This is a genomic window from Kribbella speibonae, from assembly GCF_004331375.1.
In the GTDB taxonomy this organism is placed as follows: domain Bacteria; phylum Actinomycetota; class Actinomycetes; order Propionibacteriales; family Kribbellaceae; genus Kribbella; species Kribbella sindirgiensis.
Genome location: NZ_SJKC01000005.1, coordinates 428,962 through 454,672, shown reverse-complemented (window position 1 = coordinate 454,672; position 25,711 = coordinate 428,962). Strand labels below are relative to the sequence as shown.

Sequence of the window (25,711 nt, the reverse complement as noted above, 5' to 3'; positions counted from 1 at the left end):
GGTGTGGCCACCGGAAGGTTAGGCGGGCCCGCCGCGGGTAGGACCCGGGCACCGGCAGCCCTCCGTCACCGGTGCGACACAACAGGTGCAAATGCAGCGGATGCCGACTGCGGTCGGGAGCAGTATCGTTCGAGACGGGTCGACACACACCCGGAGGTGAGGCAGGGCGATGACGACCATCGTCGTGGGTTATGTGCCGAAGGCGGAAGGCCGTGCGGCCCTTCGGCGCGCAGCGGAGGAGGCAACGCTGCGGGACGCCAAGCTGGTGGTGGTGAACTCGCATCGAGGTGGGCGCAGCTTCGACAGCGACGAGGCTGCGGCGAGTGACGCCGCATTGACGGAAGTACGGGAGCAGCTCGACTCGACCGGTGTGCCGTACGAGGTGCGGCAGCTGGTGCGTGGCCTGGACCCGGCGGAGGACCTGGTGGCCGTCGCCGAGCAGGTGCACGCGGAGTTCATCGTGATCGGGCTGCGGCGCCGTTCCCCGGTCGGCAAGCTCATCCTCGGCAGCAACGCGCAGCGGGTGCTGCTCGATGCTCCGTGTCCGGTGCTGGCCGTGAAGGCCGAGGAAGGGGAGGACTGATGACTTCGACACGTAGCAGGAAGCTGTGCCTCGCGCAGCAGCCCGACGCCGACGAGATGCTGAGCAGAGATCCGTTCGCCCTGCTGGTCGGCATGCTGCTCGACCAGCAGATTCCGATGGAGCGGGCGTTCGCCGGACCGGTCGCGATCTCGAAGCGGATGATCGGTCCCTTCGACCCGCAGACGGTCGCGCACTACGACCCGGACGCCTTCGTCGAGGTGGTGGCCGGTCCGCCGGCCGTGCACCGGTTCCCGACCGCGATGGCGGCCCGGATCCAGACGCTGGCCAAGCACCTGGACGACCAGTACGCAGGGAACGCGTCGGGCCTGTGGTCCGACGTGAAGTCGGGGGACGACCTGCTGGCGCGACTGTCGGCGCTGCCGGGCTTCGGTGCGCAGAAGGCGAAGATCTTCGTCGCGCTGCTCGGTAAGCAGCTGAAGGTCCGGCCGCGCGGCTGGCGCGAGGCCTCCGAGCCCTACGGCGAGGACGGCGCGTTCAAGTCGGTCGCGGACGTCATCGACGTGGCGTCGCTGGTGAAGGTGCGGCAGTTCAAGCAGGAGCAGCAGATGGTGCGGCAGCGGGTGGTGGCACGTCCACTGCGGCAGACCCGCAACGGGTGACACGATCGACGGCGGCGACCCCCCGGAAATGACGTCTCCGGGGGGTCGCGCGACGCCTGGGCTTGGTTCGCGGATTACAATGGACTGTTGCCGCCGCCTGACCAGCGAGCAGCCGCGAACAGCAGTACCCAAAGACTCAGCAACACCCACAGTTCCATCAGCCGTACCGTCGTACAAACCCTGCGTCAGACGAGAGGTAATTCGTGTCGTCCAGCTCGTCCGAGAATCTTCCCGCCGAGCCGGCCCGGACCGTGGCCGCCACGGCCCGTAGCACGGCTCCGAGGACCAGCGCCCGAGTGACCGACCCCGCTGCCAAGAAGGCGGCCGCGAAGAAGGCGGCGGTGAAGGCCGCCGGCACCAAGGAGGACGGTATCCCCGCGAAGAAGGCCGCTGCCAAGAAGGCTCCGGCGAAGAAGGCAGTGTCCGAGGCGGGTCTGTCGATCGACCCGAAGACCGGGAAGCCGCGCGCGCTCGACGAGGTGGACGAGTCCGACTTCAAGCCGGGCGAGGTCCAGGGGCTGGAGAAGGAGCTCACCGAGGACCAGGGCTTCATCGTCTCCGAGGCCGACGAGACCGACGAGCCCGAGCAGCAGGTGATGGTCGCCGGGGCCACCGCGGACCCGGTCAAGGACTACCTGAAGCAGATCGGCAAGGTCCCGCTGCTGAACGCCGAGCAGGAGGTCGAGCTCGCCAAGCGGATCGAGGCCGGTCTGTTCGCGGAGGAGCAGATCGCCGACGAGGCCGCGAAGCTCAAGGAGAAGGTCCGCGACGAGTACGAGTGGATCTCCGAGGACGGCCGGCGCGCCAAGAACCACCTGCTCGAGGCCAACCTGCGCCTGGTGGTGTCGTTGGCCAAGCGCTACACCGGCCGCGGCATGCTGTTCCTGGACCTGATCCAGGAGGGCAACCTCGGTCTGATCCGCGCGGTGGAGAAGTTCGACTACACCAAGGGCTACAAGTTCTCGACGTACGCGACCTGGTGGATCCGGCAGGCGATCACCCGTGCGATGGCCGACCAGGCCCGCACCATCCGGATCCCGGTGCACATGGTCGAGGTCATCAACAAGCTGGCCCGCGTCCAGCGGCAGATGCTGCAGGACCTCGGTCGCGAACCCACTCCGGAAGAGCTCGCCAAGGAGCTCGACATGACCCCGGAGAAGGTCATCGAGGTGCAGAAGTACGGTCGCGAGCCGATCTCGCTGCACACGCCGCTCGGTGAGGACGGCGACTCCGAGTTCGGTGACCTGATCGAGGACTCCGAGGCGATCGTGCCGGCCGAGGCGGTCTCGTTCACGCTGCTCCAGGAGCAGCTGCACGCGGTGCTCGACACGCTGTCCGAGCGCGAGGCCGGCGTGGTCTCGATGCGCTTCGGTCTCACCGACGGTCAGCCGAAGACGCTCGACGAGATCGGCAAGGTGTACGGCGTGACCCGCGAGCGGATCCGCCAGATCGAGTCCAAGACCATGTCGAAGCTGCGGCACCCGTCGCGTTCGCAGGTCCTCCGGGACTACCTGGACTGATGTCATGACGCAGTGGATCGCCGGCGTTCTCGCGTCGATGATCTCTGTGTTCGACACGGCTTCACTGGCCGCCGCCGTTCTTACGGCGGCGGCCTTGCTGTTGGCGCTGGTCGTCGTCGCGCGCACGTCCGCGCGGTGGTCGGTGCACACCGCCGCGCCGCTGCTCGCCCGGGCCACCTCGGTCCGGGACCGCGCCGAGCAGACCGTGTTCCTTCGGCTGCGCGATCCTGACGCGGCCGGTCGACCACGTCCACGAGCACCGGGACAGTAGCGCTCCACCCCGCTACCTGTTCCTACACACTCGTGGAGTTCTGCTGTGCCTTCCTTTCTGGAGGCACCGGTCACCGGTGCCTATCACTTGCTCACGTCCCTCGTCACCGCTCTCGAACCGTTCGCCGGCGCGTACGCCGCGGTCATCGCGATCGTGCTGTGCACCCTCGCCGTACGGCTGTCTCTCGTCCCGCTCAGCGTGCGGGCGCATCGCGGGTTGAAGGCCCGCGCGGAGTTGATGCCGCAGCTGAAGCAGCTGACCGAACGGCATCGCGGCAACCCGGAGCGCCTGCAGCGTGAAGTCGCGAAGCTGCAGTCAGAGTCCGGTACGTCGTTGTTCGCCGGCTTCCTGCCGACGCTCGCGCAACTGCCGTTCTTCTGGCTGATGTACACGCTGTTCTCGCGGACCATGGTGGCGGGGGAGTCGAACCAGCTCATCAGCGGCAACCTCCTCGGCGCCCCGCTCGGCGTCCACTGGCCGATCCTCACCGGCACCCCGGCGTACGTCGTGATCGCGGTACTGCTCGCTGTGGCCGCGTGGTTCTCATCCCGACTCGCAGTGCGTCAGCTCGACGCGTCAGCGCCGACGTGGTCCCGACGCCTCGCCCAACTACTGCCCTTCGGCACGCTTCTGACAGCCGCCTTCGTACCGCTGGCCGCCGGTCTCTACCTGCTGACGACGACTACCTGGACGCTCGTGGAGCGCACGATCCTGCAGCGTTAGTACGCGCACCGATGAGGTTTCCGCGCCGTGCCCGTCTGTATGTGTCAGATCGACTCACAGGAGGCTGGCACGATGCGGAAACTGATCTACGGCATGAACGTGACCATCGACGGCTACATCGCCGCGACCGGCGACGACATCGGCTGGAGCGCGCCGAGCGACGAGCTGTTCCAGTGGTGGCTCGAGCGGGAGCTGGCGAGCGGCCTGTCGCTGTACGGGCGCAAGGTGTGGGAGGGGATGAGCGCCTACTGGCCGACCGGCGACCAGCAACCGGACGCCACGGCGGCGCAGATCGAGTTCGCGCGGAACTGGCGGGACACGCGGAAGGTGGTGTTCTCCTCGACGATCGACAAGGTCGACTGGAACACCCGCCTGGTCACCGGCGACGCGATCGCCGAGATCACCCGGCTCAGGGCCGAGGACGGTGATCCGATGAGCATCGCCGGCGCAACGCTCGCCGCGGCGGTCATGCGGGCCGGGCTCATCGACGAGTACCAGGTGGTGACCCATCCGGTCCTGGTGGGTGGCGGCACGCCGTTCTTCACAGCGCTGGACAGCTGGGTGAACCTGGACCCGGTGGAGAGGCGGACGTTCCCCGGCGGCGTGCTGCTCACCCGCTACGAGACAAGGCGATGAGTGCGGATGCGGACCTGGTGATCACAGTGTCAGGGGCAGGCCCAGCCAGGGTTGATCAGCTGCGTCGAATCCGGTCAGCTCGGCGATCTTCCCGTCGACGATGTGCAGGGCCGCGACGGCGAAGAGCCGGTACACCGGTTCCTCGGGGGTGCGGAGGTACAGCGCGACGGCAGGCATGAGGTTGACCGTCGTGGTGATACCGCGCCAGTCGTCGTAGCCGCGCTGGAAGAGTCCGCCGGAGACCCAGCCGTCCACCGCGTCCTTGGCGGTCACGGTCGCGGTGCCCGCCTCGGGCAGCATCGCGAAGCGGAGGTCGTCGCGTAACAGGGACGTCAGCCCGTCGAGGTCGTTGCGCTCATGGGCGTCGATGTACGACTTCACCGCGCCGCGCTCGTCGCTGGTCAGCTCGTGGGTGGCGGGGCTCCGCCAGTCGAGGCGGCGGCTGGGCAGCTGCTCGCGCATCGTCACGCGTGCCCGCTGCAATGCGCTGGTCACCGATGCGACGGTCAGCTCGAGGGCGTCAGCGGCCTTCGACGCCGGCCAACCGAGGACGTCGCGCAGGATGAACGCCGCCCGCTGCCTCGGCGGCAGGTGCTGGACGGCGACGATGAACGCCAGCTCGATCGTCTCCCGCGCCACCACGGATTCCTGCGGGTCCTCGGGGAGCATCCGGTCGGGGTACGGCTGCAGGTACAGCACCTCGGAGCCGGCGCCCGGTAGCTCGGACGGTACCGGTGTGCGGTCGTTCCGCTTCTCCAGGAAGTCGAGGCAGGCGTTCGTCGCAATCCGGTACAGCCAGGTCCGCAGCGCGGCGTGGCCCCGGAACGACTCCCGCTTCTTCCACGCCCGCAGGAACGTTTCCTGCGTCATGTCCTGGGCGTCCGCGTAGTTCGCGAGCATCCGGTAGCAGTGCACGTGCAGTTCACGCCGGTAGCGCTCGGTGAGAAGCGCGAACCGTGTCGTGTCGTCCGAGCGCGCGGCCGCGATGAACCTGGCTTCATCGGCGCCCAGCAGTCGGTCGTCGGTCATAGTCAGCAATCCTTCCATCGGTCCGACGGGCTACTGAACTGACGACGCGGCGGAGGTGTTCTGATCGGTGCGGCCGCTGAACAGTCGTTTGACGACGATGACCTCGACGGTCGTCCTGCGACAGTTGGAGTTCAGCCTTCGAGTGTGGCCAGTAGCGGTTCGACGGTCGTGAGGGCTTGGTCGACCAGGGTGCTCAGGGCAGTGGCGCCCTGGTCGGCCACCCATCGGCGGGAGGCGGTAAACAGAACGCCCGCGAGCACGAAGGCGATGAGTTCGACCTGGTAGTCGTCGTGCGGGCGGCCGGTGCGGTCGGCGAGCAGGCCGGTCAGGAGCTCGATGGTCCGGCGCTCCTCGCCGGCATAGCGAGCTTCGAGGGCCGGGACGGTCGCCACGAGCCGCATCCGCGCGAGGGTGAAGTCGCGGTCGGCTTCGGCCGCCGCGACGACCGCGCCCATGGCGGCGCGAACGGTCGCGGTCAGGGGTTCGTCTGCCGGTCGCTCGGCGGCGGTGGTCTCGAACAGCGGAGAGGCGTCGTTGTCGAGTACGACGTCCTCTTTGGTGGGGAAGTAGCGGTAGAACGTGGTGGTGGAGGTCTCGGCGGCCTCGGCGATCTGCTCGACGGTGGTGTGCTCGTAGCCCTGCCGCTCGAAGAGGCGCAGCGCCGCGGTCTGGATGGTGTGGCGCAGCTTGATCTTCTTACGTTCCCGCAGACCGGGGGAGGGATTGGTCGCTGCGCTCATCCTGCTGGTTTCTCCTCACGGACCACCGGGAGTCATGCCTGCAGCACGACCTCGTAGACATCGACCGGAGGAGGGGTCACACCCAGCTCCGCACTCGCCTCCTGGCGTGCCTGAGCACCTCGGCCGTCGTTGTTTCGCCGCAGATCGGCGTCGCTGTCCCACAGGGAGACGGTCACGATCTTGCCACTCCGACGGTCGGCGAGCAGGTAGAAACCCTTGAACCCGGGAGCTTCACGGAAGCTGGGGAGCTGCTCCTCGCAGAACATGAGGAGGCCGGGGAGCTTGTCGGTCTCTGCCTCCACGGACACAACTTGAGCGAACATGATGGTCCTTCCGATAATGGGTCAATGACACAAATGGGAGTATAACCCGAAAGTTGCGTCTGCCTTCTGAATTGGTCGTTGCCCTCGCCTGGAGAATTCTGTTACCGTCTTTATTAAAGCCGGTTCCATAATGGGTTGGGGTCGATGGACACTGCACGCGGCGCCGCCCAGGCGGAGCGATCTGCGAATCAGGTCGCGTGTCTGCGGTTCCTGGCCGAGGCCGACGAGGCCCGCACGGTCGGGGTGATCAGCGAGGGCACGGGCCTGTCGCGACCGACGGTGCATGCCGTCCTCGACGATCTCCTCGAGACCGGGCTGGTCGAGGCGGCCAGCCCGGCCTCTGCCGGTCCTGGCCGGCCGGCTCGCGCGTTCCGGTTCGCCCGCGAGACCGGCCTCGTCGCAGGCGTCGACCTCGGTCCCCGCGGAGCACGAGCAATCATCTGCGACCTCTCCGGCCACCGCCTCGGCTACGCCGAGCTTCCAGCGGACGCCGATCGCCGCGCACCGGCCACCGGCTCCGTCAGCGGGGCCGAGGCCCTCGCTCTCATCCCGCAAGCGCTGGATGCGGCAGCAGGCGCACTCGACCTTGGGCGGTTGCGGGCGGTTGGGGTTGGGCTGCCTGGTGTGGTTGAGGCGGACGGACAATTGCGGGCCAGCTTGGCGATGCCGGAGTTGGTGGGGCTGCCGGTCGCGGAGTTGCTGGCGAAGGAGTTCGGGCAGCCGATCGTCGTGGACAACGACATCAAGCTCGCGGCGCTGGCGGAGCAACGCGGCGGCGCGGGCCGTGGGTACTCCGATGTCGTCTATCTCCAGATCGGCCATCGCCTGTCGGTCTCGATCGTCCTGAACGGAGTCATCCGGCAGGGCCGCCACCGGCTCGCGGGTGAGCTCGGCGCGCAGCGCGGTATGCGTTGGACCCGCAACGCCCAGCGCGGACAGCTGGTCTGGTCCGTACGACCGACCAGCGCGGAGGTACTGAGCGCCGCCGCAGCCGGCAACGCCGACGCACAGGCGGAGCTCGAGGACTTCTGCGCGCAGATCGCCGGCCGGATCGCGACGGTTCTCCTGGTCGTCGATCCCGAGGTCGTGGTCGTGCGCGGCGGGGCCTTGCAGGACAGCGGCGCTCTGCTCCGTCCGCTCGCGGCAGCGGTCGAGCAGGAATTGGTCTTCCCTGAACGCCCACCCTTCGTCGCCTCGGCGCTGGGGCGCGAGGCAGTGGTGCTCGGGGCGGTCGGCAACGCGTTCGACCGATGCAGCTCAGCTATCTACGGTGTCCACGGCTATCCCAGTCCGTGGGCCCACATCACTCACGAAGTGGAGAGGACCACCAAGTGAAGCTCGGAGTCAGCTCGTACTGTTTCCGCCAGCTCATGACGAGCGGCGAGATGGACCTGATCGCGGTCCTGGACTGGGTCGCGGCCTCCCCGGCCGGGCACATCGAGGTCGCCGCGATGGACGGCGAGTACTACCTGGAGAACGAGAGTGTCGTCCGCGACACCGCCAAGCACGCCGAGGAGATCGGCGTACCGATCGTGAACTACCTGGTCAGCGGCGATCTGCGGACCGCCGACGGCGAGGAGATCGACCGCCTCCGCCGGCAGCTGGACGTCGCGCACCGGTTCGGCGCCCGGATCTTCCGGCACGACGTCGCGCCGTGGGCGTGGCGGGAGCAGGACCCGGGCGAGTTCGAGTCGACGTTCGCGAAGGTCGTCGAGGGGTGCCGTGCGGTCGCCGACCATGCCGCGGACCTGGGCATCGTGTCGACGATCGAGAACCACGGCTTCTTCATGAACGGCAGCGACCGGCTGGCCCGGCTCGTGCACGCCGTCGACCGCCCGAACTTCCGGGTCACGCTCGACCTCGGCAACGGCCTGTGCGTCGGCGAGGTGCCGGGCAAGACGGCCGCGGGCCTGATCGACGTCGCCGCGTCGATCGGCATCAAGGACTTCCACATCCGCCGCTCGGCCGGGGACGGCTGGCTGAAGACGCTCGCCGGCGACTACCTGCTCGGGACGGTCACGGGCCACGGCGACGTCGACGTACCCGGTCTGCTCGCACTGGTCGCGACCAAGCCCGACGTACCGGTGAGCCTGGAGTTCGAGGGTATGGAGGCTCCGCTGGCGGCGATCGAGCGTTCGCTGGCGAACATCATCCGACTGAACGAAAGCGTGGCGTGACATGACGACGCGGATTGCGGTGATCGGCCTCGGCTCGATCGCCGTCGAGCACCTGAAGGCGTACCAGCTGAACCCGCAGGCCGAGCTCGTCGCCGTGTGCGACGTGGATCTCGAGCGGGCGAAGGCGCGCGGCGAGCAGTTCGGCGTCGCGCGGGTGACCGGCTCCGCCGAGGAGATCTTCTCGGACCCGGACGTCGACGCGGTCAGCGTGTGCGTGCCGAACACGCTGCACGCCCCGATCGCCGAGGCGGCGCTGCGGGCCGGCAAGGACGTGCTGGTCGAGAAGCCGATGACCGTGACCGTGCCGGAGGCCGAGGCGCTGGTGAAGGCGGTCGAGGAGACCGGGAAGGCGCTGCAGATCGGGTACGTACGGCGGTACGCGCCGAACGCCCTGGTCACGAAGCGGTTCCTGGACGCGGGCGAGTTCGGTGACATCTACGCGGCGCGGGCCACGTTGCTGCGGACGGCCGGCAACCCCGGCGGCTGGTTCGGTGACGTGGAGCTGTCCGGCGGCGGTCCGCTGATCGACCTCGGCGTCCACATCATCGACCTGTGCTGGTACCTGATGGGGATGCCGAAGGCGGTGTCCGCGTCCGGTGCGACGTTCGCGCCGCTGGGTGCCCGCGACAACATCCAGAACCTGACCCGCTACAAGGCCGCGTCGGCCGCGCGGCCGAACACGGTCGAGGACTTCGCGACCGCGCAGATCCGCTTCGAGGGCGGGGCGGTCCTCGATGTGGCGACGTCCTTCTCGCTGCACGCGCGCAACGAGATCAGCGTCCGGATCCACGGTGACAAGGGCGGTGCGGAGATCGAGCCGGAGCTGCTGATGATCACCGAGCGGCACGACACGCTGCTGCACGTCCAGCCGCAGATCGACTCGCTCGGGTTCGACTTCCGGATCGGGTTCGCGAACCAGATCGACCACTTCCTGCGGATCTGCCGCGGGGAGATCCCGGCCGACGCGACCGCGGAGCAGGGCCTGGAGATGGCCCGGATGCTGACCGCGATCTACGAGTCCGCGAAGAGCGGCGCCGAGGTCGCCATCACCCGCTGACACAGTGCCGTTGCCCGAGGCATCACAGCCTCGGGCAAACGGCCCGTCACAGGCGGGCTTCGAGGCCGTCCAGGATCCTGGCCAGGCCGTAGCTGAAGTTGTCCTCGCCGCCCGCTTCCAGGTCGGTGCCGCTGTTGGCGGCGTACAGCGCCCGCATGTGCGGGTACGGCTCCGCGGCCTTGACCGCTGCGGGCCAGACCTCGGCCTGCCATGCGGCCATGTCCTTGCCGGTGCGCTTGAGCTTGGTGACGGTCGCGGCCTCGACCGACGCGACACCGATCACGTAGCCGAGCACGGTGTTCGCGGCCTGGTCCGCCTCGATCAGCTCGAAGCCGGCGGCGAGGTACGTGCCGAGCAGGTCGTCGGAGATCCGCATCAGGTTCGGCCCGAGGTAGTTCATGCCGACGTCGGCGAGCGTTGGCGCCACCCACGGATGCCGGACGATCATCGCGCGCACACTGCGCGCCGCAGCCTCGGCTGCCGGGCGCCACGCGGACGGGTCCGCTACCGCCGGCACCTCGACCTCGCCGTACACCTCGTCGACGACGAGCTCGAGCAGCTCGTCCTTGTTCGCGACGTGCCAGTAGACCGCGGTCGCCACGGCGCCGAGCGCGGCGCCGAGCTTGCGCATCGTGAGCGCCTCCAGCCCGTCGGCGTCCAGCAGCTTGATCGCCTCCGCGACGATCTGCTCCTGGGTCAGTGCGGGCTGCTCGCGGCGCCGGCCGCGCTTCGGCCGCGTCCAGACGGACGTGTACTCCTCGCTCGCCATCGTCGTACCTCCTCGTCGAGGACAACCCTAGCCGATTACTGAACACTGTGCAGGACTTGACCAACGTTCAGTTCTAATTGCACACTGTTCAGGCAGGCTGAACGCTGTTCAAGTAATCGACTCGAGGAGGTGCGCGATGACCGCTCGGCATCCGCGCAGATGGCTGATTCTGATCGTGCTCTGCCTGAGCACGATGGTGCTGGTCCTGGACAACGGCGTCCTGAACGTCGCGATCCCGGTACTGACCGAGGACCTCGGCGCGAGCGCGCAGGAGATCCAGTGGATCGTCGCGAGCTACATCCTGGTATTCGCCGGCCTGCTGCTGACGGCCGGCAGCCTGTCCGACCGGTACGGGCGCAAGAAGGTGATGATCGCCGGCCTCGCGATCTTCGGCGCCGCGTCCCTGCTGGCGACGTACGCCGGGACTCCGGAGATGCTGATCACGGGACGGGTGCTGATGGGCGTCGGGGGAGCGGTCGTGATGCCGAGCACCCTCTCGGTGCTGATCACGGTCTTCGACGACGACGAACGCCGCAAGGCGATGTCGATCTGGAGTTCGGTGCTGATGGTCGGGCTGATCGGCGGCCCGGTGCTCGGCGGCGCGCTGATCGCGAAGTTCTGGTGGGGCTCGGTGTTCCTGATCAACGTGCCGGTCGCGGTGATCGCGATCATCGCCGCCGTCATCCTGATGCCGGAGTCGAAGGGGCCGTGGCGTAAGCCCGACCCGATCGGTGCAGTGCTGTCGATGGTCGGACTGGTCGCGCTGGTCTGGGTGATCATCGACCTGCCGGAGCACGGTCTGTCGTGGCCGATGCTGGCGGTCGCCGTCGCCGGGCTGACCTTGTTCGTCGGGTGGGAGCTGCGGACCCCGGTGCCGATGGTGCCGTTGGCGCTGTTCCGCGACCGGAACTTCAGTGGCGGGAGCCTGTCGCTGGTGCTGCTGCAGATCGCGAACGGCGGACTGATCCTGGCGCTGACGCAGTACCTGCAGTTCGTGCTCGGGTTCTCGCCGACGAAGGCCGGTCTGGCGATGGCGCCGATGGCGGTGGCGGTCATCCTGGTGAACGGCGTCGGGGCGACGCTCGGCCAGAAGATCGGGAACCGGCCGATGACCGTTGCGGGGCTGGTCGTGCTGGCCGGCGGGTTCTGGGTGATGTCGACGCTGTCCGCGGACGACGGGTTCGGGATGGTCGCGCTGGCGCTGGGTGTGTTCGGCGTCGGCGCCGGGCTGGCCCAGCCTGCTGCGACCGCGGCGCTGATGGGCGCGGTGCCGCACGAGCACGCCGGTGTCGGATCGGCGTTGAACGACACCGTGCAGCAGGCGGGCGCGGCGCTGGGGATCGCGATCCTCGGGTCAGCGCTGGCGAACAACTTCACCGCGAACATGCCGCAATCGGCGCCGGCCGAGGCGCGCCGATCGATCGGTGAAGCCTTCGCTCTCGGAGATGCAGGAGTAGCTGGAGTCGCCCGGAAGGCCTTTGCGGAGGCGATGTCGGGCACCTTCATGGTCAGCGCGGTGGCGGTGCTGGGGTCGGCGGTCCTCGCCCTCGTACTCCTGCGGGACCGGAAGGCAGCGGCTCCAGAAGAGATGAAGGAAGAGGTCGCAGTCAGCTGAGCAGGGCGGTGGTGAGGGAGTCGGCGTTCTCCTCGAGCCAGGTCTGCCGGGCGCGGATCTTGTCGCCGACTCCCTCGCTCCACATCCGCTGCCAGCCGCCGCCCAGGGTGTCGGCGCGGTACTTCATCGTGTGCCAGGCACGCTCGTTCAAACCGATCGTGAGCTCCAGGGTGCGGGCGCGGTCGGCGGGGGAGAGGCCGTAGACGTCGGCGAGCAGCCGGCAGCGGCGGGGACGGTCGAGGCCGCGGAGTTCGGGGTCGAGATCGTCATCGGCGCCGAGCGGGGCCCACCACAGCATCAGGTTCACGAACTCCCGGGCCCGGCTCACCGGGCGGGCCAGGTCGAAGTCGATCAGGGCGTACGCGCGGCCCTCCCGGAAGACCACGTTCTCCGGCGTGACGTCCTGATGGCCGACCAGCTCGGGCGGATCGTTCAGGTCCGGCAGACCGGGCGGCTCGATCGGCGCGGGCAGGTTGTCCGGGATCCCGAATCCCTCGACGGCGTCGTCGTACGCACGCAGCAGGCGCGCGACCGAGACCATCCGCTCCTCGTCCGCGATCCACGGCGGGCGCGGACGGCCCGCGACCTCGCCCTCGACGTACGTGAGTGCCTGGCGGCCGGCCGAGTCGATCCCGAGGAACCGCGGTGCACCCCCGAACCCGACCTTCTCCAGGTACAGCAGCACGTCCTGGACCAGCGCGGCCCGCTCGCCCGGCGGTCGCCGTACGGTGTCGCCGACGCGGACCAGCCCTTCGGTCACGTCACCGCCGAGCAGCGGAATCTCCTCGCCGTCCTCGATCACTGAGCCCTCATTCCGCTGGATGAAACGTTTGTCTGCACAAAGAACACGCGCAAGGTAACGTGCCCACGATCCGCACTCGATCGGAGGCGCAGAGTGACCGCCACCACTCCAGTGAAGGCCCCATCCGGAGCCAGCCGTACGAGGTACCTGATCCTAGGGCTCGCGTTCGTCGGGCTCTCACTGAATTACCTGGATCGCGCGAATCTGAGCGTTGCGCTGCCGTTCATCGAGGACGATCTGCACCTCGACCTCAGCAACGCCGAGAAGGGCCTGATCCTCGGCGCGTTCTTCTGGGCGTACGACGGGGCGATGCTCGCGGCGGGCTGGTTCGCCGACAAGGTGGGCTCGCGGAAGGCGTTCACGTTCGCCGCGCTGTGGTGGAGCGTCGTCACCGCGCTGACGCCGCTGGCGCGCGGGTTCTGGTCGTTGTTCGCGTTCCGGTTCGCGCTCGGTGCGGGGGAGGCGCCGGCGTACCCGAGTGCGACCAAGGCCGCGTCGCGGTGGTTCCCGGCGCACGAGCGGGCGTTCGCGAGCGCAGTGATCGACTCGGGGTCGAGGGTCGGGACCGTTCTGTCGCTGCCGGTCGTGACCGGGCTGATCGCGTTGGTGAGTTGGCACTTCTCGTTCGTCGTGCTCGGCGTCCTCGGGATCATGCTCGCGGCGGTCTGGTACTGGTACTACCGCGATCCGATGGAGCACAAGCACGCGAACGCCGAGGAGCGTGCCTACATCGTGTCCAACGGCGCGCGGCTCGACGAGAACGACTCCGAGGCCGCGGCGCAGGTGCGCTGGCGGGACCTGTTCCGGTACCGGACGATCCGCGGGATGATGCTCGGCTTCTTCTGCCTGAACTTCGTCATCTACTTCTTCCTGACCTGGTTCCCGTCGTACCTGAAGGACGCCCGCGGGCTCGACCTCAAGGAACTCGGGACGCTCGGCACGCTGCCCGGGATCACCGCGATCGCCGGCGGCTGGATCGCCGGGATCGTCGCCGACCGGCGGATCCGGGCCGGCGCGGACGTGACCCGGGTCCGGAAGACCGTGATGGTCGGCGGGCTGCTCGGCGGCGCGGCGATCGTGTTCGCGGCACCGGCGAAGTCGGTGTACGTCGCGTTGCTGTTCCTGGCGATCTCGTACGCGAGCCTGGCGATCGCGGCGACCGGGATCTGGTCGCTGCCGGGCGACGTGGCGCCGTCGTCGCGGCACGTGGCGTCGATCGGCGGCATCCAGAACTTCGCGTCGAACATCGCGGGGATCATCAGCCCGTACGTCTTCGGTCTGCTGCTCGACATCTACCACGGGTCGTACCTGCCGTCGTTCGCCGTCGCGGGAGTGGTGGCGGTGATCGGAGCGCTGACGTACGCGTTCGTGGTCGGGAAGGCCGAACCGCTGCCGGTCCGGGACAGCTAGCGTTTGCCGATCCGGCAAGAATGTTTGCCATCTCCTGGCGGCGTCGCGGAGCATCGGTGCATGACCACCGAACAGCTCCCCGACGAGCACTGGAACGCGTTCTACACCGAGCACGAGCAGATCTGGAGCGGCAAGCCGAACGCCGCCTTCGTCGACGAGGTGTCCGGCCTGACCCCGGGCCGGGCGCTCGACCTCGGCTGCGGCGAAGGGGCCGACGCGATCTGGCTCGCGGAGCGGGGCTGGACCGTCACGGCCGTCGACATCTCGACGGTTGCGCTCGGGCGCGCGGCCGGGCACGCGAAGGCTGCCGGCGTTGACGACCGGATCGATTGGCAGCAGCACGAGTTGGGGAAGTCGTTCCCGGAGGGGGAGTTCGATCTGGTGTCCGCGCAGTTCCTGCACTCGAAGACTGAGCTGGCGCGGGAGGAGATCCTGCGGAGCGCGGCGGCGGCTGTCGCGCGAGGCGGCGTACTGCTGATCGAGGGTCATCTGGGATTCCCGCCGGGGGAGCCCAACCCGCATCCCGAGATGCACTTCCCGGAGCCTGACGAGGTGATCGAGAGCCTGGCGCTTCCCGAGGGCGAGTGGGACACGCTCGTCAGTCGCGCGCATGACCGGGCGCAGGTGCTGCGTGACGGCGTACCGATCAACCGTCGCGACAGCACGGTCAAGCTGCGGCGTCGCTGAGACCTGTTCACCTGGGCGTCATCCGGGGGGCTGAGTCTGTCGTCATGAGCGAGCGAAGCGAGGTCATCAGAAGGCACAGCACACCTTGTGCCTCATCGGCGCCCGGAGCGAAGCGAGGACGACGATGAGTGAGCCTGATCTGGTGCAAGAGCTCGGTTTTCGCGTGCTGGACGAGGAGGACGACGACCCGGTGCTGCTGCGGGCCGACGGTACGCCGGTAGACACGTGGCGCGAGGGCTATCCGTACGGCGAACGCCTGGCGCGGGAGATCTACGACCGGGACAAGCGGCTGTTGCAGATCGAGCTGCTGAAGTTGCAGTACTGGGTGAAGCGGTCGAAGCAGCGGCTGGTGATCGTGTTCGAGGGCCGTGACGCGGCCGGCAAGGGCGGGACGATCAAGCGGTTCATGGAGCACCTCAACCCGCGCGGGGCGAGCATCGTCGCGCTCGAGAAGCCCACCGAGCGCGAGCAGACCCAGTGGTACTTCCAGCGGTACGTCGCGCATCTGCCGGCGGCCGGTGAGATGACGTTGTTCGACCGCTCCTGGTACAACCGCGCGTGCGTCGAGCACGTGATGGGGTACTGCTCGCGCGAGCAGTACGAGGAGTTCATGCGGCAGGCGCCCGAGTTCGAACGGATGCTGGTGCGGTCCGGGATCCTGCTGGTGAAACTGTGGTTCTCGGTGTCGCAGGCCGAACAGCAGACCCGGTTCACGATCCGCCAGATCGACCCGGTCCGGCAATGGAAGCTCTCACCCACGGACCTCGCGTCACTCGACAAGTGGCAGGCATACACCGAGGCCAAGGAGGCGATGTTCCACTACACCGACACACCCCACGCCCCCTGGACCGTAGTCAAAAGCAACGACAAGAAACGCGCCCGCCTAGAAGCCATGCGCCACGTCCTCTCCCTCTACGACTACACAGACAAAGACACCGCCCTAGTAGGCCACCCCGACCCCAACCTCCTAGGCCCCGCCACCCAAGTCCTAGAACACGGCGAATCCGCCACCCGAACCTTCCCGGTCCTGTAAGCCCGTCCCACGCACGCCCGCCTAGCGCGGTGATCCCGCCGCGCGCGTGGATATCCGGCTCTCGTGTCCGATGTGTGGGTGAACTGCGGGGCTGGAAGACAGGTTCTCGTGGGCTCGCACCTGACATTCCCTGTCCGCAGCACCCGGAAGGTGTCTGTTCCCCCGGCAACCGGCCGACCACGCTCACGGGTGGCCGCAGTCGGTCGGAACCAGCAGCTCGACAGTACGTATACGCCTACTACCTGCCACCCCGAACCGTGCGGCAGGCGGGATCGCCGGGCAGTGGAGGTATACGTACTGTCGACTTGCCGAAATCCGGAGCGCCCCCGGATCGGCCGGGGGGGTGAGTATGGCCATCGCGGTGCGGGCGTTGGTGAGGCAGTGGTGGAGGGTGGCGTGGAGGCGGGCATGTCCCGGCGTATCCGGGTGGGCATGCTGTCCGCGCTCTGAGTTGCACGCCAAGCGCCCGGGACAGCCGAAAAGAGGTTGCCCAGGGCGCGTTCTTGGGTGGTGTCCGTCCACGGTCTCGTTCGGCGCGAAGGCACGGTCCACGCCTGTTGCGACCTCGAGTCGCTGTGCGGCGATGGTCAAGCCCCGGAGGTCACAGGTGGCAACGTCGCAGGTTACTGATCCCGGTTGCCGACATTACGGGGAGGTCGCTGCGAGCGGTAGCGAGCAATTGCGGGCGGCAGCCTGCGGCTCCCGGCGGTAGCCGGAAACGGATGTACGGCGCTAAGCCGGGGGTGGGTGGGAGCTCGCGGAGTGGCCGCGTTGAGGAGCGGAGCGACGAATTAGCGGGTGCGTACGTGCGTGAGGTGTTTAGGTGGTGAGGGGGAGGTGGATGGTGAAGGTTGCGCCTTGGGGGGTGGTGTTGGTGACGGTTACGTGGCCGTGGTGGGCGGCTACGAGGGCGGCGACTATGGAGAGGCCTAGGCCGGAGCCGCCGGTGGAGCGGGTTCGGGCGGTGTCTACTCGGTAGAAGCGTTCGAAGATGCGGGCCTTTTGTTCGTCGGTGAGGCCGGGGCCGGTGTCGCTGACTTCGAGGATGGCTTCGGAGCCGCGGGTGCCGACGGAGACGGTGATGGGTGCGTCGACAGGGGTGTGGTGGAGCGCGTTGCTGACCAGGTTCCCGAGGACCTGCCGCAGTCGGGCCTCGTCACCGGAGACGACCGGCGCCTCTGAGTCGGGCAGGATCGTCAGCGAGATATGGCGGTCGGGCTGTACGGCCTGCGCGTTGTGCAGGGCGTCGGCCGCGATCGGGAGCAGGTCGACGGACTCCGAGCGCAACGGACGCTGCTGATCGAGTCGCGCGAGCAGCAGCAGGTCGTCGACGAGCAGGCCCATCCGCTTGGCCTCGTCCTCGATCCGGCGCATCGTGTCGGCGTCGGTCACGTCGCCCCGGTGCCGGGCCAGCTCCGCGAACCCCCGGATCGACGTCAACGGCGTACGCAACTCGTGCGAAGCGTCCGCCACGAACCGCCGCATCCGGTCCTCGGACTGCCGAGCGGCTTCCTCCGACTGTCGCGCCACGTCCTCACTGCGCCGCGCCGCGAACTCGGACGCGGTGCGCTGCGCGAACGCCGTCTCGATCTGCCCGAGCATCTGGTTCAGCGCCAGCGACAACCGCCCGACCTCGGTCCGCGGGTCCCGCTGCGGCACCCGGCGGCTCAGGTCCCCGCCGGCGATCGCGACCGCGGTGTGCTCCACGTCCTCGAGCCCGCGCAGACTTCGCCGTACGACGTAGGTCCCGACGCCGGCCAGCAGCACCAGGAGGATCACCCCGGCCGCGGCCTGGATTCCGATGAGCCGCTGGATCGTGTGGTCCATGTCCTTCAGGCTCTGCGCGACCATGACCGAGCCTTTGCCGTCCTCGGTCGGCACCGCGAGCACCCGCCACGTCGCCCCGCCCGACTCGGCGTCCACCTGGAACGGTTTCCCGCCGAGGTTGCGTACCTGGTTCAGGTTGAGGGTCGGCAGCTTCGGCAACGGCTCGGTGTCGGCGAGCCGCTGACCGACCAGTCCCTTGTCGCTGGCGCCCTCCGAGTCGTTGAACTGCACGACGAACTCGCTCGGCAACTGCCGCGGCCCCTGCCCACCGCCAGGGCGAGGCACCGGGCGCCGATCGTTCGTGACGTGCGACAGGGGCATGGCAGCCTGCCGCAGTTGATCGTCGACGCGGTCGATCAGGTAGCCGCGCATGATCGTGGTCGCCAGCACGCCGGATGCGGCCAGCGCGAGCGCGACCAGCGCCAGCAGGACGACGACGATGGTGACGCGCAGCGGGTACCGGTCGGCGAACCGCCGGTGGTTCAGTTGCATCAGTTGGGGCCTCGCGGAGTGCGCAGGACGTAGCCGACCCCGCGGACGGTGTGGAGCAGCTTCTGGTCGCCGGTGTCGACCTTACGGCGCAGGTAGGACATGTACGACTCGACCACGCCGGCGTCCCCGGCGAAGTCGTAGTTCCAGACCGCGGACAGGATCTGCCCCTTCGACATCACCCGCTCCGCGTTCTCCAGCAGGCACCGCAGCAGCTTGAACTCGGTCAGCGACAGCTGTACGGCCTGACCCGACTTGAAGACCTCGTAGCTGTCCTCGTTCAGTTCCAGGTCCGCATAGCGCAGTACGGCGGCCTCGGTCGTGGTCTGTTCGCGGTGACCGGACCGGCGGAGCAGTGCGCGGACGCGGGCGACCAGTTCGTCCAGGCTGAACGGCTTCGTGACGTAGTCGTCGCCGCCGGTCTGCAGACCGAGCACCTTGTCCTCGACCGCGTCCCGGGCGGTGAGGAACAGCACCGGCACGTGCCGGTCCTCACCGCGGAGGCGGCGTACGACCTCGAAACCGTCCAGCCCGGGCATCATCACGTCGAGCACGACCAGGTCGGGCTCCACGTCGCGTGCCTTGCGCAGCGCCTCGGCGCCGTGGGTCGCCGTGGTCACGTCGTACCCGGCGAAACGCAGACTCGCGGACAGCAGCTCGACGATGTTCGGCTCGTCGTCGACAACCAGCAGATGCGGACTCATGGTTCTCAGTGTGCAGGCGATTCCCATGCGAACCCTGGAAGGTTCCTGGCAATCACCTGTGAGTCGTCCGCGACCACTCACCGTGGCCCGTGCTTGAACCCCCACTTCTGACCGGCCGCGTCGCGGACCGTCCCGTCGTTCACGGAGCTCGCGGTCGCCTTACCGTCCGTGACCACAGCCGTCACGCTCACGGTGTTCCCGGTCTTCACGTCGTCGATGCCGTCGCGGGCTGCGTTCACCAGCGTGTCCTCGGTGAGCGTGTAGGTCCGGCTGTACCCGTCCGCGCTCTTCACGGTGATCGATTCCTTGCTGACAGCGGTGACTTCGCCGCGCTGGGTCGCGACGGTCTGGTACCCGCCGCCGTCCTTCGGTACGACGAACTCGCCGTGCAGCGCCCCGCCGAGACCGAACTCGCCCCGCGGGCCGAATCCGCCCCGGCCCGGGCCGTCCGGCTTCTGTTGCTGCCCGGGCGTGGCCGGACTGGAGGGGGAGGCCGACGGCGACGGTGTCGGGTCCGCGTTGCTCGTAGCCCAGGCGACCCCGCCGGCCGTGGTCGTCACGGCCACGGCGGCCACGGTGCCGAGCAGCCGCCATCGCTTCTGTGAGAGCTTCATCCTGCTGTGCCTTCCGTACTGCGTACCGGGACGTCACCCGGCACTGTTCCTTCACACGGTGGCGCGCGGAGCTTGGACGAACCTCCGCTGCGGATAAGAAGAAGCTGGCAATCACCTAAGAAACGGTGCGTGGGCGACCTGACCTTCGAGGTCGCCTGCGGTGCGGACCGGTGCGTGACCGGCCCGCACCGTGACGGAACTACTTCGGGGTGCTCTCCGACGACCCGGGCTTGGCGCCGTTCGGCGGGTTGCCGGCCGGGCGGTTGCTGCCGTCGTCGACCGAGCTCGCCGTCGAGGTGCTCCCGGACACGACCGCTCGGATCCGGACCGTCGCGCCGGTCTTCACGTCGGCGATCTTGCCGTCCCGGTTCACCTTCGTGTCCGCGTTCACGACGTACGTCCGCGTGTACCCGTCCGCGCTCTTCACGGTGATCGACGTACTGCTGACCGCGGTCACCGAACCGGACTGGGTGACGACGGTCTCGTACCCGCCGCCGTCCTTCTGTACGACGAACTCACCGTGCAACGCGCCGAACAGCCCGTCCCGCGGACCCTTGCCGTGATCGGGTGCCTTCTGGTTGGACGATCCCTCGGACGGCTGGGTCGCGGGAGCCGGGGTGGTGTTGTCGCCGGTCGCCGCGAACGCGACCCCGCCGCCGACCGTGGTCGCCGCCACCGCCGCGATCGTGCCGGCCGCCCGCCAGCGGTTGTCGATGAGCTTCTGATGCAACGCCATACTGCAGTGCCTTCCGTTGCGTGCCGGGAGATGCCCGGCACTGGTCCTTCCACCGTTCGTGGCGGACCTTGGACAGCTCTGCGCCGGGACTGGAAAGTCCCTGGCAATTCAGACGATGAACAGCACTGCAACAAGCCAGACAGCTGCGGCGAGCGACGTCCCGACGAACTCGATCAGGATCGACACGCCGGTCTCGCGGAGCGCGTGCTTGGTCGAGGTCCACGCCGCCGAGTTGTCGCGCTGGCGCTGCAGTTCGGACAGGTAGACGCCGATCGGGAAGCCGACGAACATGCCGACCACCGGGATCACGAAGAACCCGACGATGCCGAGCAGCACCCCGAAGACCATCGACCGCCGCGGTACGCCGGCCTCGCGGAGCCGCCGCTCCGGTACGACGTACTTCACCACCTGACTCGCACCGATCAGGACCACGGCGATCGCGAACACCACCCACCCGGTCGCGCTGCCCTCGACGATCGCCCAGACCAGGATCGCCGCCAGACTGAGGATCGCCCCGGGCAGGATCGGTACGACGATGCCCACGATCCCGACGAAGATCGCGATCCCGACCAGTACGGTCACCCCTGTCTCCATACCCACACTCTCTCGCACCGACCGACCTTTTAGGGTGGAGACATGTCGCCTCTGCACGAACTGGTCACCGCCCTCGCTGCTCCGTGGGTGGTCCTGTCGCCGCGGTCCGGTCAGCTGACCGGTTCCGGCGCCGAGGGCGTGTACGCCCGGGACCGCCGGATCCTGTCCCGTCTGAGCGTGACAGTCGACGGACGCGAGCCGCTCCCGGTGCATGTCGACGAACGGGACGCGGCCACCCACGAGTACGTCGCGATGGTCGAGGGACTCGGCGACACCCGGCACGACCCGACCGTGATGCTGTACCGGACCCGGACGGTCGACTCCGAAGGTCTGACCGAGCGGATCACCCTGGTGAACCGTTCCCGGTCGGCGATCGAGGGCCAGCTGGATGTTGCCCTCGGCACCGACCTCGCCGGTACCGCCGCGGTCCGCAGCGGCGCCGCGGTCAACCTGCCGCAACTCGCACCGCTCCCGGACGGGCCCGGCCGTACGCGCTGGGAGAGCGACGACACCCGCGTCGTCGTCACTGCCGATCCGGGCGTCTCGGCCACGCCACGCATCGAGCCGGGGGAGGAGTTCACCATCACGGTGCGGGTCACGGCCGACTTCCCGAAATCGAACACCGGCTTCTCGATCGAGCCGCCGGCCGAGCGTACGCCGTACGACGTCACTGTCCGCTGTGACGACAAACGCGTCGAGCGCTGGCTGGACCGCTCGCTGGAGGACGTGCGCGCGCTCCAGCTCGCTGCCGACGACGACCGCTACCTCGGCGCCGGTCCGCCCTGGTACCTCACGCTGTTCGGCCGCGACTCGCTGATCTCGTCGGGCATGCTCATCCCTGTCGACCCGACCCTGGCCGCGGGCACGCTGCGCGCGCTGGCCGCCCGGCAAGGCACCAAGGTCGACGCCGGGTCCGCGGAACAGCCGGGCAAGATCCCGCACGAGCTCCGTGCCGAGGTCGCCGACCACGGGGGCGGCCTGGTCCTCCCGGCGGTGTACTACGGCACCCACGACGCGACCCAGCTGTGGATCATCACGCTGCACAAGGCGTGGCGCTGGGGCATGCCCGCCGACGAGGTCCGCGACCTCCTGCCGAACCTGCGACGCGCGCTGACCTGGATGAAGGAGTACGCCGACCCGGACGGCGACGGCTTCCTCGAGTACATCGACGAGTCGGGTCACGGGCTCGCGAACCAGGGCTGGAAGGACTCCGTCGACGCGGTGCAATGGCCGGACGGGACGTTGGCGACCGCGCCGATCGCGCTGTGCGAGGTCCAGGGCTACGCGTACGCCGCCGCGGTCAAGGGCGCCGAGCTGCTCGAGGCGTACGGCGAGTCCGGGGACGAGTGGCGCGCCTGGGCGGCCGCGTTGCAGGAGCGCTTCCGCGCGACGTTCTGGGTCGACGGGTACCCGGCGATCGCGCTCGACGGCGCGAAGAACCCGGTCGCCGGGCGTGCGTCGAACATGGGCCACCTGCTCGGCACCGGGCTGCTCGACGCCGACGAAGAGCAGACGGTCGCGGACGTGCTGGCCGGCGAGGACCTGAACAGCGGCTTCGGGCTGCGGACGTTGTCCACCGTGATGACCCGCTTCAACCCGCTCGGCTACCACACCGGCAGCGTGTGGCCGCACGACACAGCGATGACGGTCGAAGGCCTGTTCGCGAGTGGTCAGTCCGACGTGGCGTCGTCGTACGTCGCGGGACTGGTCCGCGCGGCGGAGGTGTTCGGCTACCGCCTGCCGGAGTTGTACGGCGGCCGCGGGACGAGCGCGGAGAGTACGCCGACGCCGTACCCGCTCTCGTGCCGCCCGCAGGCGTGGGCAGCGGCCTCGGCGGTCGCCGTCCTGGTGGCCGCGTTCGGGATCGAGCCCGACGTACCCGGCGGCACGCTGGCGATCAACCCGGCGGCTTCGGTCCCGTGGGAGAAGCTCGAGCTCGAGGGGCTGATTGTCGGCGGCGAGAGGTTGACCGTGCGGCTGGAGGGCGGCGAGGCCACCGTCGTCACAGGGCAGTGATCAGCGCGAACGCGGACAGCCCGAGGTAGATCGCCGCGACGATCAGGTTGCGCCGGCGGCTCGTCGTACGCGCTCCGCGGAAGCGGCGGCCGACGGCGTCGGCGCCGACCGCGTAGCAGAGGTCGAGGGTGAGGCCGATCAGCAGGGCGCCGACGCCGAGCAGCAGGAGTTCGGTGCGGAGCTGAGCGGGATCGGCGCCGCGGGTCGCGAACTGCGGCAGGAACGCCAGGAAGAACAGCGCGGCCTTCGGGTTGAGCAGGTTCACCACGACGCCGTCGCGGAACACGCGGCCGAGCGGCGCGGCCTGGATGTCCGCGGCGTGGTCGTTGGCCGGAGCCTTGAGCAGCTTGAGACCGAGGTACGCGAGGTACAGCGCCCCGGCGACGGTGATGGCGGTGTAGAGCGTGGGCGACGCCTGCACGAGGGTGGCGAGGCCGAGCGCGGTCACGACGATGTAGACGAGCGTCCCGGTCTCGATGGCGAGCGCCGAGACGACACCCGCCCGCCGGCCCTGGGTGAGGCTGCGCAGTGAGATGTACAGATTGTTCGGCCCCGGCATCCCGACCAGCACCACCGTCGCGCCCGCGAAGCCCGCCAATTGCCCGATCCCCATACCGTCTCCTAGAACTGGACTGCCTTCCGGTACTAGCCTGGCGGCGCGAGAAGCAGTCCACCCGAGCCAATCCGAGGAGAAGTGGACCGTTCTGGAGACCCGGCGGCACTGGCCGACCTGATCGGCCAGCGGCTGAGCACCCGCACCGGCGGCCTGTACCGAAGGCTGGCCGACGAGATCGCCGCCCTGATCGGCTCCGCCGAGCTCCCGGTCGGCGCCCGCCTTCCGGCCGAGCGACGGTTGGCCGACGCGCTGGCGATCAGCCGCTCGACGGTCGTCTCGGCGTACGACGAACTCCGCGCCCGCGGCCTGGTGGAGAGCCGGCGCGGCAGCGGTACGACGGTCGCACGCGCGGCCGGACGTGGTCGTTCACGATCGGACAAGCAGATGCCGGCCGGGTACGGCGAGTCGCTGTTCCACCGGATCACGGTCGGACCGGGCGAGGTGATCTCGCTGACGTACGCCGTGGATCCCGGGCTGCCCGAGCTGTCGTCGGAGCTGATCGAACTCGCCTCCGACGAGCTGCCCGCACTGCTCGGCGACGTCGGCTACCACCCGCGCGGTCTGCCGGTGCTGCGCGAGCGCATCGCGGAGCACTTCACCGAGGGCGGACTGCCGACGTCGCCCGACGAGATCGTGGTGACGACCGGCGCGCACCAGGCGATCGCGCTGGCGACGCAGATGTACCTGCGCACCGGCGCCGCGGTCGCTATCGAGCAGCCGAGCTGGCCGGGATGCTTCGACCTGTTCGGCGCGGCCGGCGGGCGAGTGGTCGGCGTACCGCTGGACGACGCCGGCATCCGGCCGGACCTGCTCGAGGCCGCGTTCGCGGAGCATCAGCCGGCGATGCTGTTCGTGATGCCGACATTCCACAACCCGACCGGCCGGCTGATGTCGGCGAACCGCCGCCGGCAGGTCGCGGAGCTGGCGGCGCGGCACCAGGTCGTCGTGGTCGAGGACAACGCGTACTCGGCCTGGGACCCGGCCGGTCCGGAGATCCCGCCGCCGCTCGCGGCGTACGCGCCGGACGACGCCGAGGTGCTGACGATCGGGTCGGTGTCGAAGGCGGTCTGGGGTGGACTGCGGATCGGGTGGATCCGGGCGTCGCGGCCGTTGGCCGAGCGGCTGGCGCGGCACAAGGCACTGGCCGATCTCGGGAGCCCGGTCATCGACCAGGCACTGACTGCTCGGCTGCTGCCGCGGCTCACCGAGCTGACGTCGGCGCGGGCACGGCTGGCGACGGTGCGGAAGAAGCTGATGGGGGAGCTGCTGACCGACCGACTACCGGACTGGGAATGGTCGCCGCCGGTCGGCGGGTCGGCGTTGTGGGTCCGGTTGCCGGACACCGATGCCCGGGTGTTCGCCCAGGTCGCGTTGCGGCACGGCGTCGAGGTGGTGGCCGGACAGGCCATGGATCCGTCGGGTGCGCACGACGATTACCTACGGGTGCCGTTCGCCTACTCCGAGCAAGTGCTTGATGATGCGGTCACACGGCTCTCGCGCGCCTGGCAGGAACTGCGGCGGCACGGGCCCGGCCCCGGCGTACCTGTCGTGTAAGCAAGGTGGGAGAAAAGAGGGATGGCGGTTCACCTCTCGGGTGAACCGCCATCGAAGCCTGTGATGACTTTGGCGCCGGCGCTGGCGCGTTTAGAACAGCGTGTGGGTCACCGCTCGTCGTCTACGGCGACCGTGGGGGTGGCTTCGAGCCGACCGGTCTCATCGTGGATGGTGATCGCGATGTCGCGCAGCTTCTCCGAGTGCTCGCGGCCGTGGTGGGCGCAGAAAAGTAGCTCCCCACCGCTGGTCAGGGTGACTCGGACGTAGGCCTGCGCACCGCAGCGGTCACAACGATCCGCGGCAGACAGCGCCGAACTCGGGGCGAGTGCTGTAGTCATTGAGGCCTCATCTCATCTAGTTCCGTACTCACCAGATAGCAACATCCTGACACGTGGATCGCTTCCCGGTGGGGACAACGTGTCCGTATGTGAGACGAACCACCTGTCTTCGTATGACGCTTGCTGACGCGGAATCGTTTCGCGACACGGCGATTTTCTGGTGAGACACGGAGGCGGGGTGCTTCTTCTCTCACTGTGCGCCATGATCCCGTCACCGTCTGCTCGGAA

Annotated in this window: 27 protein-coding genes; 15 read left to right on the top strand and 12 right to left on the bottom strand. The window is 68.8% G+C overall.

Annotation, left to right across the window (positions count from 1 at the left end):
- Positions 1 to 169: 169 nt before the first annotated feature.
- The 6 genes from E0H92_RS33420 to E0H92_RS33395 all read left to right on the top strand — a co-directional run bounded on the left by E0H92_RS33420 (position 170) and on the right by E0H92_RS33395 (position 4,353).
- Positions 170 to 583 (top strand): universal stress protein, encoded by a 414-nt coding sequence (locus E0H92_RS33420; protein ID WP_131337975.1) that lies wholly within the window; start codon positions 170 to 172, stop codon positions 581 to 583.
- Positions 583 to 1,203, top strand: coding sequence for an HhH-GPD-type base excision DNA repair protein (locus E0H92_RS33415; protein WP_130385813.1), 621 nt, complete (start codon positions 583 to 585; stop codon positions 1,201 to 1,203). Before E0H92_RS33420 ends, E0H92_RS33415 begins: the two co-directional genes overlap by 1 nt.
- A 203-nt stretch (positions 1,204 to 1,406) precedes the next feature.
- A complete protein-coding gene (locus tag E0H92_RS33410; protein WP_131461701.1) occupies positions 1,407 to 2,723 on the top strand; it encodes an RNA polymerase sigma factor in 1,317 nt (438 codons plus the stop codon).
- Positions 2,724 to 2,727: 4 nt separating this feature from the next.
- Positions 2,728 to 2,994 (top strand): DUF6412 domain-containing protein, encoded by a 267-nt coding sequence (locus tag E0H92_RS33405; protein WP_131499053.1) that lies wholly within the window; start codon positions 2,728 to 2,730, stop codon positions 2,992 to 2,994.
- A 45-nt stretch (positions 2,995 to 3,039) separates the two neighbouring features.
- A complete protein-coding gene (locus E0H92_RS33400; protein ID WP_131499052.1) occupies positions 3,040 to 3,717 on the top strand; it encodes a YidC/Oxa1 family membrane protein insertase in 678 nt (225 codons plus the stop codon).
- Positions 3,718 to 3,789: 72 nt separating this feature from the next.
- Positions 3,790 to 4,353, top strand: a complete 564-nt coding sequence (locus tag E0H92_RS33395; RefSeq protein WP_131499051.1) for a dihydrofolate reductase family protein — start codon at positions 3,790 to 3,792, stop codon at positions 4,351 to 4,353.
- A gap of 21 nt (positions 4,354 to 4,374) precedes the next feature.
- Here E0H92_RS33395 and E0H92_RS33390 read toward each other — a convergent pair whose 3' ends face one another.
- The 3 genes from E0H92_RS33390 to E0H92_RS33380 form a co-directional block, all read right to left on the bottom strand.
- Entirely contained in the window at positions 4,375 to 5,382 is a 1,008-nt protein-coding gene (locus E0H92_RS33390; RefSeq protein ID WP_131461697.1) for an RNA polymerase subunit sigma-70, read from the bottom strand.
- Positions 5,383 to 5,513: 131 nt separating this feature from the next.
- A complete protein-coding gene (locus E0H92_RS33385; protein ID WP_131499050.1) occupies positions 5,514 to 6,122 on the bottom strand; it encodes a TetR/AcrR family transcriptional regulator in 609 nt (202 codons plus the stop codon).
- A gap of 32 nt (positions 6,123 to 6,154) precedes the next feature.
- Positions 6,155 to 6,445, bottom strand: a complete 291-nt coding sequence (locus E0H92_RS33380; protein ID WP_131499049.1) for an antibiotic biosynthesis monooxygenase — start codon at positions 6,443 to 6,445, stop codon at positions 6,155 to 6,157.
- A 144-nt stretch (positions 6,446 to 6,589) separates the two neighbouring features.
- Here E0H92_RS33380 and E0H92_RS33375 point away from each other — a divergent pair, with 144 nt between their 5' ends.
- Genes E0H92_RS33375 through E0H92_RS33365 form a run of 3 tightly spaced genes read left to right on the top strand, consistent with a single transcriptional unit; the run spans position 6,590 to position 9,679 of the window.
- Positions 6,590 to 7,780, top strand: a complete 1,191-nt coding sequence (locus E0H92_RS33375; protein WP_131461694.1) for an ROK family transcriptional regulator — start codon at positions 6,590 to 6,592, stop codon at positions 7,778 to 7,780.
- Entirely contained in the window at positions 7,777 to 8,622 is an 846-nt protein-coding gene (locus E0H92_RS33370) for a sugar phosphate isomerase/epimerase family protein (RefSeq protein ID WP_165550144.1), read from the top strand. Before E0H92_RS33375 ends, E0H92_RS33370 begins: the two co-directional genes overlap by 4 nt.
- A 1-nt stretch (position 8,623) precedes the next feature.
- A complete protein-coding gene (locus tag E0H92_RS33365; RefSeq protein ID WP_131292066.1) occupies positions 8,624 to 9,679 on the top strand; it encodes a Gfo/Idh/MocA family protein in 1,056 nt (351 codons plus the stop codon).
- 46 nt (positions 9,680 to 9,725) lie between these two features.
- On the opposite strand, the gene E0H92_RS33360 is transcribed toward E0H92_RS33365, so the two are convergent.
- Entirely contained in the window at positions 9,726 to 10,448 is a 723-nt protein-coding gene (locus E0H92_RS33360; protein WP_131461692.1) for a TetR/AcrR family transcriptional regulator C-terminal domain-containing protein, read from the bottom strand.
- A gap of 136 nt (positions 10,449 to 10,584) precedes the next feature.
- On the opposite strand from E0H92_RS33360, the gene E0H92_RS33355 reads away from it, so the two are divergent.
- Positions 10,585 to 12,063 (top strand): MFS transporter, encoded by a 1,479-nt coding sequence (locus E0H92_RS33355; protein ID WP_131499047.1) that lies wholly within the window; start codon positions 10,585 to 10,587, stop codon positions 12,061 to 12,063.
- Here E0H92_RS33355 and E0H92_RS33350 read toward each other — a convergent pair.
- Positions 12,056 to 12,865 (bottom strand): phosphotransferase, encoded by an 810-nt coding sequence (locus E0H92_RS33350; protein WP_131499046.1) that lies wholly within the window; start codon positions 12,863 to 12,865, stop codon positions 12,056 to 12,058. The genes E0H92_RS33355 and E0H92_RS33350 overlap by 8 nt on opposite strands.
- 93 nt (positions 12,866 to 12,958) lie before the next feature.
- Between E0H92_RS33350 and E0H92_RS33345 the strand changes: the two genes are divergently transcribed.
- The 3 genes from E0H92_RS33345 (at position 12,959) to ppk2 (ending at position 15,995) form a co-directional block, all read left to right on the top strand.
- Complete coding sequence (locus tag E0H92_RS33345) at positions 12,959 to 14,275, top strand: MFS transporter (protein ID WP_202873952.1); 1,317 nt, start codon at positions 12,959 to 12,961, stop codon at positions 14,273 to 14,275.
- A gap of 60 nt (positions 14,276 to 14,335) precedes the next feature.
- On the top strand, positions 14,336 to 14,962 hold the full coding sequence (locus E0H92_RS33340) for an SAM-dependent methyltransferase (RefSeq protein WP_131461689.1): 627 nt from the start codon (positions 14,336 to 14,338) through the stop codon (positions 14,960 to 14,962).
- A gap of 124 nt (positions 14,963 to 15,086) precedes the next feature.
- Entirely contained in the window at positions 15,087 to 15,995 is a 909-nt protein-coding gene (gene ppk2, locus E0H92_RS33335; RefSeq protein WP_131499045.1) for a polyphosphate kinase 2, read from the top strand.
- 819 nt (positions 15,996 to 16,814) lie between these two features.
- Here the strand turns inward: ppk2 and E0H92_RS33330 are convergent.
- From E0H92_RS33330 to E0H92_RS33310, 5 genes are all read right to left on the bottom strand, one after another.
- Complete coding sequence (locus tag E0H92_RS33330; protein ID WP_131461686.1) at positions 16,815 to 18,314, bottom strand: sensor histidine kinase; 1,500 nt, start codon at positions 18,312 to 18,314, stop codon at positions 16,815 to 16,817.
- Positions 18,314 to 19,015, bottom strand: a complete 702-nt coding sequence (locus E0H92_RS33325; protein ID WP_130385800.1) for a response regulator transcription factor — start codon at positions 19,013 to 19,015, stop codon at positions 18,314 to 18,316. Before E0H92_RS33325 ends, E0H92_RS33330 begins: the two co-directional genes overlap by 1 nt.
- A gap of 77 nt (positions 19,016 to 19,092) precedes the next feature.
- Positions 19,093 to 19,629 carry a hypothetical protein gene (locus E0H92_RS33320; RefSeq protein WP_131461685.1) on the bottom strand — a complete coding sequence of 179 codons (537 nt, stop codon included), beginning with the start codon at positions 19,627 to 19,629 and terminating at the stop codon, positions 19,093 to 19,095.
- A 199-nt stretch (positions 19,630 to 19,828) separates the two neighbouring features.
- Positions 19,829 to 20,365 carry a hypothetical protein gene (locus tag E0H92_RS33315; protein ID WP_131499044.1) on the bottom strand — a complete coding sequence of 179 codons (537 nt, stop codon included), beginning with the start codon at positions 20,363 to 20,365 and terminating at the stop codon, positions 19,829 to 19,831.
- 108 nt (positions 20,366 to 20,473) lie between these two features.
- Entirely contained in the window at positions 20,474 to 20,959 is a 486-nt protein-coding gene (locus E0H92_RS33310) for a DUF456 domain-containing protein (protein ID WP_131499043.1), read from the bottom strand.
- 42 nt (positions 20,960 to 21,001) lie between these two features.
- Between E0H92_RS33310 and E0H92_RS33305 the strand changes: the two genes are divergently transcribed.
- The gene (locus E0H92_RS33305; protein ID WP_131499042.1) at positions 21,002 to 22,975 is read left to right on the top strand and encodes an amylo-alpha-1,6-glucosidase; all 1,974 of its coding nucleotides are present in this window, start codon (positions 21,002 to 21,004) and stop codon (positions 22,973 to 22,975) included.
- On the opposite strand, the gene E0H92_RS33300 is transcribed toward E0H92_RS33305, so the two are convergent.
- Positions 22,962 to 23,588 (bottom strand): LysE family translocator, encoded by a 627-nt coding sequence (locus E0H92_RS33300; protein ID WP_131499041.1) that lies wholly within the window; start codon positions 23,586 to 23,588, stop codon positions 22,962 to 22,964. The two genes, E0H92_RS33305 and E0H92_RS33300, sit on opposite strands and share 14 nt — an antisense overlap.
- An 81-nt stretch (positions 23,589 to 23,669) precedes the next feature.
- Between E0H92_RS33300 and E0H92_RS33295 the strand changes: the two genes are divergently transcribed.
- Positions 23,670 to 25,145: an aminotransferase-like domain-containing protein gene (locus E0H92_RS33295; RefSeq protein WP_202873951.1), complete on the top strand. Its 1,476-nt coding sequence runs from the start codon at positions 23,670 to 23,672 to the stop codon at positions 25,143 to 25,145.
- A 107-nt stretch (positions 25,146 to 25,252) separates the two neighbouring features.
- Here E0H92_RS33295 and E0H92_RS33290 read toward each other — a convergent pair whose 3' ends face one another.
- Positions 25,253 to 25,483 carry a DUF7455 domain-containing protein gene (locus E0H92_RS33290; RefSeq protein WP_131461680.1) on the bottom strand — a complete coding sequence of 77 codons (231 nt, stop codon included), beginning with the start codon at positions 25,481 to 25,483 and terminating at the stop codon, positions 25,253 to 25,255.
- Positions 25,484 to 25,711 lie beyond the last annotated feature (228 nt).